13 protein-coding genes are annotated in these 12924 nt (G+C 70.2%); 10 read left to right on the top strand and 3 right to left on the bottom strand.

Annotated elements, in window-relative coordinates; translation table 11 throughout:
• The first annotated feature begins 10 nt into the window (after positions 1-10).
• A complete protein-coding gene (locus tag ACZ7L9_RS03930; RefSeq protein ID WP_471412257.1) occupies positions 11-1003 on the top strand; it encodes an adenosine deaminase in 993 nt (330 codons plus the stop codon).
• On the opposite strand, the gene ACZ7L9_RS03925 is transcribed toward ACZ7L9_RS03930, so the two are convergent.
• Positions 967-2322 (bottom strand): MFS transporter, encoded by a 1356-nt coding sequence (locus ACZ7L9_RS03925; RefSeq protein ID WP_471412256.1) that lies wholly within the window; start codon positions 2320-2322, stop codon positions 967-969. The genes ACZ7L9_RS03930 and ACZ7L9_RS03925 overlap by 37 nt on opposite strands.
• Before the next feature lie 347 nt (positions 2323-2669).
• Here ACZ7L9_RS03925 and ACZ7L9_RS03920 point away from each other — a divergent pair, with 347 nt between their 5' ends.
• The 9 genes from ACZ7L9_RS03920 (at position 2670) to era (ending at position 11223) form a co-directional block, all read left to right on the top strand.
• Positions 2670-3794: a carbohydrate kinase family protein gene (locus tag ACZ7L9_RS03920; protein WP_471412255.1), complete on the top strand. Its 1125-nt coding sequence runs from the start codon at positions 2670-2672 to the stop codon at positions 3792-3794.
• Positions 3795-3933: 139 nt separating this feature from the next.
• Complete coding sequence (locus ACZ7L9_RS03915; RefSeq protein WP_471412253.1) at positions 3934-4962, top strand: PhoH family protein; 1029 nt, start codon at positions 3934-3936, stop codon at positions 4960-4962.
• 12 nt (positions 4963-4974) lie between these two features.
• Positions 4975-5472, top strand: a complete 498-nt coding sequence (gene ybeY / locus ACZ7L9_RS03910) for an rRNA maturation RNase YbeY (RefSeq protein WP_471412251.1) — start codon at positions 4975-4977, stop codon at positions 5470-5472.
• On the top strand, positions 5469-6761 hold the full coding sequence (locus ACZ7L9_RS03905; protein ID WP_471412250.1) for a hemolysin family protein: 1293 nt from the start codon (positions 5469-5471) through the stop codon (positions 6759-6761). Before ybeY ends, ACZ7L9_RS03905 begins: the two co-directional genes overlap by 4 nt.
• Entirely contained in the window at positions 6758-7111 is a 354-nt protein-coding gene (locus ACZ7L9_RS03900) for an MmcQ/YjbR family DNA-binding protein (protein WP_471412248.1), read from the top strand. Before ACZ7L9_RS03905 ends, ACZ7L9_RS03900 begins: the two co-directional genes overlap by 4 nt.
• Positions 7112-7212: 101 nt before the next feature.
• On the top strand, positions 7213-7566 hold the full coding sequence (locus tag ACZ7L9_RS03895; RefSeq protein WP_266746118.1) for a cytidine/deoxycytidylate deaminase family protein: 354 nt from the start codon (positions 7213-7215) through the stop codon (positions 7564-7566).
• Positions 7567-7793: 227 nt separating this feature from the next.
• A complete protein-coding gene (locus tag ACZ7L9_RS03890; RefSeq protein WP_471412247.1) occupies positions 7794-9149 on the top strand; it encodes a WxL domain-containing protein in 1356 nt (451 codons plus the stop codon).
• Positions 9150-9241: 92 nt separating this feature from the next.
• Positions 9242-10186, top strand: a complete 945-nt coding sequence (locus tag ACZ7L9_RS03885) for a WxL protein peptidoglycan domain-containing protein (RefSeq protein ID WP_471412245.1) — start codon at positions 9242-9244, stop codon at positions 10184-10186.
• A gap of 62 nt (positions 10187-10248) precedes the next feature.
• Positions 10249-11223, top strand: coding sequence for a GTPase Era (era, locus tag ACZ7L9_RS03880; protein WP_471412244.1), 975 nt, complete (start codon positions 10249-10251; stop codon positions 11221-11223).
• 28 nt (positions 11224-11251) lie between these two features.
• On the opposite strand, the gene ACZ7L9_RS03875 is transcribed toward era, so the two are convergent.
• The gene (locus ACZ7L9_RS03875; RefSeq protein ID WP_383756340.1) at positions 11252-11518 is read right to left on the bottom strand and encodes a protealysin inhibitor emfourin; all 267 of its coding nucleotides are present in this window, start codon (positions 11516-11518) and stop codon (positions 11252-11254) included.
• A 48-nt stretch (positions 11519-11566) separates the two neighbouring features.
• Complete coding sequence (locus ACZ7L9_RS03870; protein ID WP_471412242.1) at positions 11567-12637, bottom strand: M4 family metallopeptidase; 1071 nt, start codon at positions 12635-12637, stop codon at positions 11567-11569.
• Positions 12638-12924 lie beyond the last annotated feature (287 nt).

The raw sequence follows: 12924 nt of genomic DNA, 5'->3' as shown, positions 1-12924 counted from the left end.
TGAAATACTCGTGCACCTTCCCAAAGCCGAACTCCACCTCCACATCGAAGGAACCCTCGAACCCGAGCTGGCCTTCGCGCTCGCCGAACGCAACGGCGTACAACTGCCGTACGCGACCACCGAAGAGCTCCGCACCGCCTACCTCTTCGACGACCTGCAGACCTTCCTCGACCTGTACTACGCGCTGATGGCGGTGCTCCGGACCGAGGAGGACTTCGAGGAGCTCGTCGACGCGTATCTCACCCGCGCCGCCACCCAGGGCGTCCGGCATGCCGAGATCTTCTTCGACCCGCAGGCGCACATCGCCCGAGGCGTCCCGATCGGCACCGTCGTCGAGGGGCTCGGCCGGGCGCTGGACCGCAGCGAGGAGAAGCACGGCATCTCCACCCAGCTGATCATGTGCTTCCTGCGCGACCAGTCCGCCGAATCGGCGCTGCAGACCCTGGAGGCCGCGAAGCCGTATCTGAACCGGATCAGCGCGGTCGGCCTCGACTCGGCGGAGGTCGGGCATCCGCCCGCCAAGTTCCGCGAGGTGTACGAGGCGGCCGGGGCGCTCGGACTGCGCAAGGTCGCCCACGCCGGCGAGGAGGGCCCGCCCGAGTACATCCGGGAGGCCCTGGACGTCCTCGGCGTCGAACGCATCGACCACGGGCTGCGCTGCATGGAGGACCCGGACCTGGTGAAGCGGCTGGTCGCCGACCGGGTGCCGCTCACCCTCTGCCCGCTGTCCAACGTGCGGCTGCGCGCCATCGACACGCTGGAGGATCACCCGCTGACGGCCATGATGGCCGCCGGGCTGCTCTGCACGGTGAACTCCGACGACCCCGCCTACTTCGGCGGCTACGTCGCAGATACCTTTCACGCCGTCCACGAGGCGCTCGGCCTCGACCACGAGCAGCTGCGCGCGCTGGCCCGCAACTCCTTCGAGGCTGCCTTCCTCGACCACGACGAGGAGCGCAGGGCGCGTTATCTGGCCGAGGTCGAGGCGTACGAGTTCGACTGACCGGAACCGCCCGACGGGCCGGCCGTCCGGAACGCGTTCCTGACCGGGCGCCTGCGGCGCACGGGCAGGCTGATCTCCGTGACGGCCTGCTCGGGCGCGCCCAGTCTGGGCACGGCGCCGGGCACCGCCCCGGTGGTGACGGCGAGCAGCGCGGCCGGTGCGCCACCCCGGCGGCGTACCGATCCCGGCACCAGCGGACGGCCACCGGTGTGCAGGGCGACGGCCGTGACCGGGGCCGCGACCAGGAGCGTGACGGCGCCCAGGATCAGTCCCATGACCGGGTACCCGGCCTGCTCGGACAGCACACTGCCGAGGACCGGCCCGCAGGCCACCCCGACCGATGAAGCGGAGCCCGCGAGGACCGCCCAGCGCCCGCGTACGTCCAGGGACGCGGCCAGGCCGATCAGATACGACAGGACCACCGGGTAGACGGTGTTCCACAGGATCTCGCCGGTCGCGAACGAGCCGAGGTTCCCGGCGGACGAGCTGAGCACGATGCTCGCCGCGATGATCAGAGTGCCCACACCGATCGGCACCGCCCGGCCGAGCCTGGCCCCGAGCACCCCGGCGCCCATCACCCCGAGCAGCCCCGCACCGAGCGCGGCGGCGAACACCGCGCCGATGGTGACCTCGGAGAGTCCCACCTGCACCACCCCGATCCGGCTGCTGACCCCCCACAGCGCGTTCTGCGCCATGGACCAGACGAGCATGCCGCCCGCCAGCACCAGGCCGGAGCGGCGATGCGGCAGCCGACGGGAGACGGGAGCTGCGGGGCCGCTGGGCGCGGCGCAGCCGAGCCGAGCAGTGGCGGGCCAGACGAGCAGGGCCACCAGGGCGATCGAGGCGAACGGCAGCCGGTGGCCGCCGCCGAGGTGCGGGATCGTCAGATAGAGGGCGCCCGCCGTCGCGGAGACGCTCAGCAGACCGAGCGACGAGGTCCGGTGCGGATCGCGCTGGGCGGCGATGCCCGCCGCGGCCACCGCCGTGGCCGTACCGGAACCGAAACCGCCGATCACCGCGCCCATGACCACCAGCGGCACGGAACTCGCCAGCGCGGCGCAGCCGTACCCCGCCATGGCCAGCACGAGCCCCATCCGCGCCGGTCTCCGCGGCCCGTACGCCTCGACCCGGCCCGCCAGCGTGAACCCGGCGGTCGCCGAACTCAGCAGCAGGGCACTGCCCGCCAGACCGGCCTGGGCCGTACTGAGACCGAGATGGACGGAGAGCCGCCCGACGATGGTGGGGAGCAGATAGGCGGCGAGGTAACCGGCGGTGAACACGGCGACCAGGGGCCACGCGGCGCGAGGGCGCGAGGACATGGGCGTTCCTGAAGACATGCCGAAGCGGCGAAGGAGGCAGGGAGGACAGGCGAGAGCAATGCGGGAAATGCAGGGGAGGCGGTGCACGCGTCGGCAGTTGTCGCAGACGGGGCTCGCGGGCCCAATTTGTATCAACTGCACCCAGTCGGCCGAAAGGTGCCTCTGTGTGATCTGGATCACAGATGCGTTTACCCTTCGATCATGCGGGTAGCAGCGCACGTTTATGCAGGTCAGCGTCGTTGCGTGCGAGGCCGGCCGGCGCTCCTCGGAAGCGGCGGCGCGGACCCTCCGGATACCGGCGCGCATCGGGCACACTGGCCGGATCTGCCACGACCGGGGAGTGCAAGGTGAGCACAGACATTCCAGGCATCGACCCACTGGACGGGCTGCGTGCCCCGCAGGACCCCGACTGCGACGTCTTCCTCACCGGCACGGTCTTCCTCGACATCATCTTCACCGGCCTGGACAGCGCCCCGGTGCGCGGCACCGAATCCTGGGCGCGCGGCATGGGCTCCAGCCCCGGCGGGGTCGCCAACATGGCCACCGCGCTGGCCCGGCTGGGACTGCACACCTCGCTCGCCGCGGCGTTCGGCGACGACCACTACGGCGAGTACTGCTGGGACGCCCTGGAGCAGGGCGAGGGCATCGACCTGTCCATGTCGCACACCGTCCCCGGCTGGCACTCGCCGGTGACCGTCTCGATGGCGTACGAGGACGAGCGGACGATGGTCTCGCACGGCCACGAGGCCCCGGGCCCCGCGGGCACCCCCGGTGCCGCGATCCCCGCCGGGGAATCCGTGTTCCCGCGCTGCCCGCCCCGCGCCCGAGCCGCCATCGCCTCGCTCGTCCCCGGCCGCAGCGAACCCTGGGTCGCCAAGGCGGCCGGGAACGGAGCCCGGATCTTCGCCGACGTCGGCTGGGACGAGACCGGCCGCTGGGACCTGGACGCCCTCACCGACCTGCGACACTGCCAGGCATTTCTCCCCAACGCCGAGGAAGCGATGCGCTACACCCGCACCGACTGCCCGCGCGCCGCCGCCCACGCCCTGGCCGAGCGGGTGCCCCTCGCCGTGGTCACCCTCGGCGCGGAGGGCGCGTACGCGGTGGACGCGGCGACCGGGGCGAGCGCCGAAGTACCCGCGATCGAGGTCGAGGCCCTCGACCCGACCGGGGCGGGCGATGTCTTCGTCGCCGGATTCGTCACCGGTACCCTCGCGGACTGGCCCCTGGCCGACCGACTGGCCTTCGCCGGACTGACCGCGGCGCTCTCGGTGCAGGAGTTCGGCGGATCGCTGTCGGCACCCGACTGGGACGAGATCGCCGCCTGGTGGCAAAAGGTCCGCACCTTCGCCGACCAGGACCCGGCCGCGCTCCAGCGCTACGCGTTCCTGGAGAAACTGCTGCCCACGGCCGCCCGGCCGTGGCCGCTGCGCCGGGCCGTCCCGACGATCGGCTTCCGCCGCCCGGCATGACCCGGGGCACGCGTGTTCGCAGCGCGTACGTAAAAGCCCTCGGTGTTGTCAGCGCGGAGTCGTAGGCTTGGTAATCCAGAGGTTGTCGATCGGCGAGAACCTTCCAACGGGAGGTATGTGCAGGCCACAGAGCCGGCCCATGACTCAGACATCCACAGACCAGACCCCCGCGCCGGGCCAGGCGCGAGCCCAGTTCACCGTACCGGCCAAGCATCCGATGGTGACCGTCCTGGGTTCAGGCGACTCGTTGCTGCGCGTGATCGAAACGGCCTTCCCGGCGGCCGACATCCATGTCCGGGGAAACGAGGTCAGCGCCGCCGGGGACGCGACGGAAGTCGCTCTGATCCAGCGCCTGTTCGCCGAGATGATGCTGGTGCTCCGCACCGGTCAGCCGATGACGGAGGACGCAGTGGAACGCTCGATCGCCATGCTCAAGGCAACGGAGAACGGCGAGGGCGACGGTCCGGAGACACCGGCCGAGGTACTCACCCAGAACATCCTCTCCAGCCGCGGTCGCACCATCCGTCCCAAGACGCTCAACCAGAAGCGATACGTCGACGCGATCGACAAACACACCGTCGTCTTCGGCATCGGCCCCGCGGGCACCGGCAAGACCTATCTCGCCATGGCGAAGGCCGTCCAGGCCCTGCAGTCCAAGCAGGTCAACCGGATCATCCTGACCCGCCCCGCCGTCGAGGCGGGCGAGCGGCTCGGCTTCCTGCCCGGCACGCTCTACGAGAAGATCGACCCGTATCTGCGCCCCCTCTACGACGCACTGCACGACATGCTCGACCCCGACTCGATCCCGCGGCTGATGGCGGCGGGGACGATAGAGGTGGCGCCGCTGGCATACATGCGTGGAAGGACACTCAATGACGCGTTCATCATCCTCGACGAGGCGCAGAACACCAGCGCCGAGCAGATGAAGATGTTCCTGACCCGGCTCGGCTTCGATTCGAAGATCGTCGTCACCGGTGACGTCACGCAGGTCGACCTTCCGAACGGGACCAAGAGCGGTCTGCGTCAGGTCCAGGACATCCTCGAAGGTGTCCAGGACGTGTACTTCTCCCGGCTCACCTCCCAGGATGTCGTCCGGCACAAGCTGGTCGGCCGTATCGTCGACGCGTACGAGAAGTACGACAACCGAGACAGCCACAACGGGAAGTAGTCGCGCCGCACAATGTCGATCGACGTCAACAACGAGTCCGGAACCGAGGTCGACGAGCAGGCGATCCTCGACATCGCCCGCTACGCGCTCGCGCGGATGCGGATCCACCCCCTCTCCGAGCTCTCGGTGATCGTGGTGGACACCGACGCCATGGAGCAGCTCCACATCCAGTGGATGGACCTGCCGGGGCCCACGGACGTCATGTCCTTCCCGATGGACGAACTCCGTCCGCCGTCCAAGGACGACGAGGAGCCCCCGCAGGGGCTCCTCGGTGACATCGTGCTCTGCCCCGAGGTCGCCAAGCAGCAGGGCGAGGACGCGTCGACGCGGCACTCCATGGACGAGGAGCTCCAGCTCCTCACCGTCCACGGAGTGCTGCATCTCCTCGGGTACGACCACGAGGAGCCGGACGAGAAGGTCGAGATGTTCGGCCTCCAGGCCGCGATCGTCGACGGCTGGCGTGCCGAGCGCGGCCTGAGCGGCCCGTCGCCCGCCCCCACGGTGTCGTGAGCGTTCCCCTCGTCCTGGGTGCCGTGTTGCTGGTCGTCGTCGGCTGGCTGGCGGCCTGCGCGGAGGCGGGCATCGCCCGTACGTCGAGTTTCCGGGCCGCCGAGGCGGTCCGCTTGGGGCGGCGCGGCAGCCAGAAGCTGGAACAGGTCGCGGCGGACCCGACCCGCTACCTCAATGTCGCCCTGCTGGTGCGGGTCGCCTGCGAGATGTCGGCCGGTGTGCTCGTCACGTATGCCTGTCTGAAGGAGTTCCCGGAGACCTGGGAGGCTCTGGCCGTCGCCATGGCCGTGATGGTCCTCGTCTCCTACGTCGCCATCGGAGTGTCGCCGCGCACCATCGGCCGCCAGCACCCGCTGAACACGGCGACGGCGGCGGCATACGTCCTGCTGCCGCTGGCCAGGGTCATGGGCCCGGTCCCGCAGCTGCTGATCCTCATCGGCAACGCGCTGACGCCGGGCAAGGGCTTCCGCAAGGGACCGTTCGCCAGCGAGGCCGAACTGCGGGCGATGGTCGACCTCGCCGAGGCGGAGTCGCTGATCGAGGACGAGGAGCGCCGCATGGTGCACTCCGTCTTCGAGCTCGGTGACACGCTCGTACGCGAGGTCATGGTGCCGCGGACCGACCTGGTCTGCATCGAGCGGTACAAGACGATCCGGCAGGCGCTGACCCTGGCGCTGCGCTCCGGCTTCTCGCGGATCCCCGTCACCGGGGAGAACGAGGACGACATCGTCGGCGTCGTGTATCTCAAGGACCTGGTCCGCAAGACGCACATCAACCGGGAGTCGGAGGCCGATCTCGTTTCCACGGCGATGCGGTCGGCGGCGTTCGTGCCCGACACGAAGAACGCCGGCGATCTGCTGCGCGAGATGCAGCAGGAGCGCAGTCACGTCGCCGTTGTGATCGACGAGTACGGCGGTACGGCGGGCATCGTCACCATCGAGGACATCCTCGAAGAGATCGTCGGCGAGATCACCGACGAGTACGACCGTGAACTCCCGCCCGTCCAGGAGCTGGAGAACGGTTGCTTCCGGGTGACCGCACGCCTCGACATCGGCGACCTCGGGGACCTGTTCGACCTCGACGAGTACGACGACGAGGATGTGGAAACAGTCGGCGGACTGCTGGCGAAGGCGCTGGGCCGGGTGCCGATCGCCGGGGCGTCGGCGATCGTCGATCTGCCGGACGGCCGCCGACTGCGGCTGACGGCGGAGGCCACGGCGGGCCGCCGGAACAAGATCGTCACGGTGCTGGTGGAGCCCGTGGGGCAGGAGGGGGTGGAAGCGGAGTGACTCCGCAGCAGCTGAGGGCGTTCTGCCTGGAATTCAATGCGAGCGTCGAGGAGTTCCCGTTCGGGCCGGAGACGTCCGTCTTCAAGGTGCTCGGCAAGATGTTCGCGCTCAGCACGCTGGATGTTCGTCCGCTGTCGGTGAACCTCAAGTGTGATCCGGACGAGGCGGTGCGGCTGCGGGAGGAGTACGACGCGGTGGTGCCGGGCTGGCACATGAACAAGCGCCACTGGAACACGGTGACGGTGTCCGGGGTGCCGGACCGGGTGCTCCGTGAGCTGATCGAGGACTCCTACGACCTGGTGGTCGCGGGCTTGCCGAAGGCGGAGCGGCTGAGGCTCGACCGGGCATAGGGCATCTCCGGCGGTCGGGGAAAGGGAGTCCGCGGGCGGAGCCACCGGTTACGGCAAGGGGCCGGGCGGGCAACGGGCCCGCCGGTTCGTATGCTCGGCACATGACTGAGAGCACCGACCTCGGCCCCGAGGACCGCAAGATTGTCACGCTTGCCCGCAGCGCCCGCGCCCGCAACGGTGTGCCGGAGGGTGCGGCCGTACGGGATGAGACCGGACGTACGTACGTCGCGGGCACCGTGCGGCTGGAATCGCTGAAGCTCAGCGCGCTGCAGACGGCCGTCGCGATGGCTGTGGCCAGTGGCGCCACCTCGCTGGAGGCGGCCGCAGTCGTCTCCGAGGCGCAGACCCCGTCCGACGAGGACCGCGCCGCGGTACGGGACCTGGGCGGCCCGGACACACCGGTGCTGCTCGCCGGCCCCGACGGCACGCTGCGGGTCAGCGTGACTGCGGGCTGACGTCGGCGGAATCCCCCTACGGCGTCTCCCGGCAGAATCCCCGGGCGGAATTCCTTGGCGCAGTGCGGATCTTGACAGCATCTGATGGTCCATCAGTCAGTGCATTTCGCTGCCATTGACTTCTTTTCGGCCGGAGTCGTCAATGGGCCCCCTGTCGGCGCAGAAGAGCCGCTGCGCCGCATCCGGCAGGAGGGGGCTCCATGCGTCCGACCGTACGAAGAATCAGCATGCGAAGAACCGACGCCCGAAGACGTCCCGCGCGCGGCCGCCGCTGGGCCGCCGCGCTGGGCGTGGGTGCGCTCGTCGTCGCCGGGGGAGGGGGGCTCGCGAGCCCCGCGCAGGCCACGATGACGGCCTCCGTGCCGGTGGACTTCCCCACGCACTGCATCCCGCCGGCCATCGCGGGCATCCCGCCGATCGACGGGACGACGAAGGCCGAGATCACCGTCGACAACGCCGCCCCGATGGTGGGTGACAAGGTCACGGTCACGTACACCGTCGTCGAACCGGCCGCGAGCAACCCGGTCGATCTGGCGCTGCCCGCCGACATCATGACGCCGACCGGCAAGGTCACCGTCGGCGGTGCGCAGTCCGCGAGCGTCACCGTCGCGGGCCCGAAGAAGAACGATCCGGTCCCCGGCAAGGGCGCCTTCCCGTCGTTCTCGATGACCGGCACCTTCACGGTCACCGCGCCCGGCCAGATCACGCTGTCGCCGGGCGACTACAACATCCACACCAGCTACATCATGGAGCTGGACACGCCGTGCACGGTGACGGACCCGCCCGCTCCCGTCTCCGAGACGATCATCGCGACGGACGGCGGCGGCCAGGTCAACGAACGTGCCATCCAGCTCGGGGCCGCATCCGGCAAGGCGGGTGACGCGGTCACCGTGACCGGGTCGAAGTTCACCCCGGGCGCGGCCATCACGCTCGCCGGCCGGGCCGGCGACCAGCAGACCGCCGACACGGCCACCGTAGAGGCGGACGGCTCCGGCGGCTTCAGCGGCCGGCTCACCGTCAGCGATCCGGCCACCACCGGCATCGTCGCCTATGAGGGCGGCAGCTGGGACGCGGCCAGGGGGGCGGGCCCGCAGGCCTACACCGTCACGAGTGGCGGCGGGGGGATCCCGGACGGAAGCCAGCAGCTCAACGCGTCCGTCAAGGCGGGCACGCTCTCCATGGTCCAGGCCGGGGACACCGTCGAGATGTCGGCGGTCGACTTCGGGAAGGGCGGCGCCTCCCGCGGCTCCCTGCGGACGGTGACGGTCGAGGACTACCGCGGCGGACCCGCCGGCTGGTCCCTGACCGGAAAGGTCACCGACTTCAAGGGCCCCGGCGGCGCGACGATCGGCGCATCCGCTCTCGCCTGGACCCCGGTCTGCGCGACGAAGCCCGGCAGCGCCAGCACCTGTGCGGCCGGTTCCGAGGGGCCGGTCGGCAGCGCGGGCGCCACGCTGGCATCCGCGCCGAACGGGACCCTCACCGGCGGTGAGTTCACCGTCGACGCCCGGCTCGCGCTGACCGTACCGGCGTACACCGCCCCCGGCGCGTACTCCGGCGTGCTCACTCTCACGCTCACGTGACCGAGCAGCCCCGACCGACCGGTGGACCGGGCGCGCACCCGCCCGGACCGCCCGTCCCGACCCCCGACCGACCAACCTGGAGGCCTCACACCGTGCGCAAGCTGTACGTACTCCTGCTGGCCGGCGTCCTCCTGCTGGCCGGCGCCCCCGCGGCCCACGCCGCGGACAACGGCAGCTGGTCGGTCTACCCGGCCACCACACAGGCCGGTCAGCGCCCGTACTTCTACCTCTCCGCCGATCCCGGTGCCACGCTCGACGACAAGGTCACCGTCACCAACAAGACGGACCGGCCGCAGACCTTCCGGCTGTACGCGGCCGACGCGTACAACACCGCACGCGACGGCGGATTCGCCGTCCGCGCGCAGAACGAGAAGCAGCGCTCGGTCGGCGCCTGGGCGAGGACCGACCGCGACCGGGTCACCGTGCGGCCGCACGGCTCCGTCACCGTCCCGCTCACCATCACCGTCCCGGAGGACGCCGAGCCGGGCGACCACCCCGGCGCGCTCGTCGCCCTCGACGAACGCATCGACCCGGCCGACGCGGGGGCCGTCGCCGTCGGCATCCGCAAGGCGGTCGGCGCGCGGATCTATCTGCGGGTGAACGGGCCGACCATGCCCGCGCTCTCCGTGGACGACGTCCGGGTCGAGCACAGCCAGCCGCTGGTCCCGGGCACCGGGAAGAGCCGGGCCGTCATCTCCTACACGCTCCACAACCGGGGCAATGTCACCCTCAACCCCGAGGTCGCCCTCAGGGCCGAGGGACTCTTCGGCCGCACCCTGCTCGCCCGCGACCTGAAGGGGATCCCCTCCGAGCTGCTGCCCCGCCAGCGGGTCCGGCTGACCGAACAGTGGGCCGACGCGCCGCAGCTGGAATGGGGCGAGATCAAAGTGACCGCGAGCGCCCGGGACACCCGCGAGTCCGCCGCCGCCCCGTACTTCGCGCTGCCCTGGCTGGTGGCCGGGTTCCTGCTGGTGATCGTCGGCGGGGGTACCGGGATGTGGATACGGGCCCGTCGGAGCCGCTCCTCCAAGGCCTGAGACGGCGCGGTACGGGCCCCGCCGCGGCGGTTGGTACGGCGGGGCCGCCAGGATCGGGGACAATGGGCGCCATGAGCGTTCGACCTGACACAGAAGCCGCTGCCCAGCAGGCTGCGAACAACGCCCCCCACCGGGCCGGCTTCGCCTGCTTCGTGGGCCGCCCCAACGCGGGCAAGTCCACCCTCACGAACGCTCTGGTCGGCCAGAAGGTGGCGATCACCTCCAACCGGCCCCAGACCACCCGGCACACCGTGCGTGGCATCGTGCACCGCGAGGACGCCCAGCTGATCCTGGTCGACACCCCCGGCCTCCACAAGCCGCGCACGCTGCTGGGCGAGCGTCTCAACGACGTCGTACGGACCACCTGGGCCGAGGTCGACGTCATCGGCTTCTGCCTGCCCGCCGACCAGAAGCTCGGCCCCGGCGACAAGTACATCGTCAAGGAACTCGCGGGCATCAAGAAGACCCCGAAGATCGCCGTCATCACCAAGACCGACCTGGTCGACTCCAAGCAGCTCGCCGAACAGCTGCTCGCCGTCTCCCGCCTCGGCGAGGAGCTCGGCTTCGAATGGGCAGAGATCATTCCGGTCTCCGCGGTGAAGGACAGCCAGGTCGACCTTCTCGCCGACCTGATCGCCCCGCTGCTCCCGGAGAGCCCGCCGCTCTACCCGGAGGGCGACCTCACCGACGAGCCCGAGATGGTCATGGTCGCGGAGCTGATCCGGGAGGCCGCGCTCGAAGGCGTACGGGACGAGCTGCCGCACTCCATCGCGGTCGTCGTCGAGGAGATGCTGCCGCGCGAGAACCGCCCGGCGGACAAGCCGCTGCTCGACATCCACGCCAACGTCTACATCGAGCGCCCCAGCCAGAAGGGCATCATCATCGGCCCGAAGGGCAAGCGGCTGAAGGACGTCGGCACGAAGTCGCGCAAGCACATCGAGGCCCTGCTCGGGACGCCGGTCTTCCTGGACCTGCATGTGAAGGTGGCCAAGGACTGGCAGCGCGACCCGAAGCAACTGCGGAAGCTGGGGTTCTGACCGCGGAGTCAGGCGGCGTACGCCCCTTTCACGCGCCCTCCTTCAGGACGCGTGAGATCAGTGCGCGCTGGGCGTCGGTGAGCTTCGGGTCCGCGCAGTGGATCGTGCGGTCGCCGATCGTGATCCGGTACCGGAAGCCGTCCGGGACGCCCGGGGGCGGGGTGTCGTGGCCCGCGGCCAGCGCCGATTCGGCCAGGGCCTCCCACTCCCCGGCGTCGGCCCGTCCGGTGGTGTCGACCTCGCGGTGGCGTGCGATGCCGGCGAAGCCGCCGGTCCTGCTGACCTGGATCCGCATGTGGTGTCCTCCATCGCCGGACGGGCCCGGGAATGCCCTCTGTGTGCGCTACGCGGTCGGTACGCCCACCTCCGACCATGCCTTCAGGACCGCCTCCGCCTCGTCGCCTTCCCCGAAGCGGCTGCGGGCCGCGGCCACCGTCAACCGGGCGAAGGACGCGAAGTCCGCGTCCACGGCCAGTTGACCACCTGTGAGCACATCGAACCAGAGCTGCCCGGCCCGCTCCCACGCATTGCCGCCGAGTGCCGTCGCCAGCAGATAGAACGCGCGGTTCGGGATGCCGGAATTGAGGTGCACTCCGCCGTTGTCCTCGCTGGTACGGACGTAGTCCTCCATCTTCGCCGGCTGCGGATCCTTGCCGAGCACGTCGTCGTCGTACGCGGTTCCCGGCGCCTTCATGGAGCGCAGGGCGTCGCCCTGGACGCCGGGGGCCAGCAGTCCGGCGCCGATCAGCCAGTCGGCCTGGTCGGCGCTCTGGCCCAGTGAGTACTGCTTGACCAGGGAGCCGAAGACGTCGGACATCGATTCGTTGAGCGCGCCGGACTGGCCGTAGTAGCTCAGATTGGCGGTGTACTGGGTGAGGCCGTGCGTCAGCTCGTGGGCGATCACGTCGATGGCGACGGTGAAGTCCAGGAAGATCTCGCCGTCCCCGTCGCCGAAGACCATCTGCTCGCCGTCGAAGAAGGCGTTGTTGTACTTCTCGTCGTAGTGCACCGAACCGATCAGCGGCAGCCCGTTGCCGTCGATCGAACGGCGGCCGTACGCCTTGAGCAGCAGCTCGAAGGTGGCTCCGAGTCCCGCGTACGCGCGGTTGACGCTCGCGTCCTTCGTCGGCTCCTGGCCCTCGGCGCGGACCTTGGTGCCGGGCAGCCGGGTGCGGTGGCGGCAGTCGTACAGGGTCCGGTCGGGCTTGTCGGAGGCTTCCCCCTCGGTCGCGGTGGGCACGGTGACGACCGTGGCCATCTGGCGGCGGGTGCGGCGGGCGGCGTCGCTCTCCAGGGTGCGGCGGGCGGGGCCCGCCAGATCGGGGTTGTCGGACTGCGACAGCTTGTCGAGGACATGGGGCGGCACGATGGTGCAGAAGACGGGGTGGAACCCGCGCTGAGACTGAGGCTGCATGCATTCGACTGTGGCACCGAGTAATCGTGATGTCACTGGTTGCGACCAGGATTGATGAAATGGAGTGATTGATCACTCTTGGGCGTTTCCGACGTCCGGTCCCGCATACTGATACGGGACGGACGCATCAGACGCCTCTCGGCTACGCTCTTCGCATCATGCGTTTCGGGCTGCTTCTTCTTAGCTGCCGCGGCGAGGGCCTGTAGTCGTAGGCCGACCCCCTCCCCGCGGAGTCTGGTGTTGCAGCGACACAGTCGGCCGTCCCATTGGTTGGACCCCCGAGGAGC

Source organism: Streptomyces sp. NPDC111516, assembly GCF_055635345.1.
This window is presented reverse-complemented; position numbering and strand designations above follow the sequence as displayed.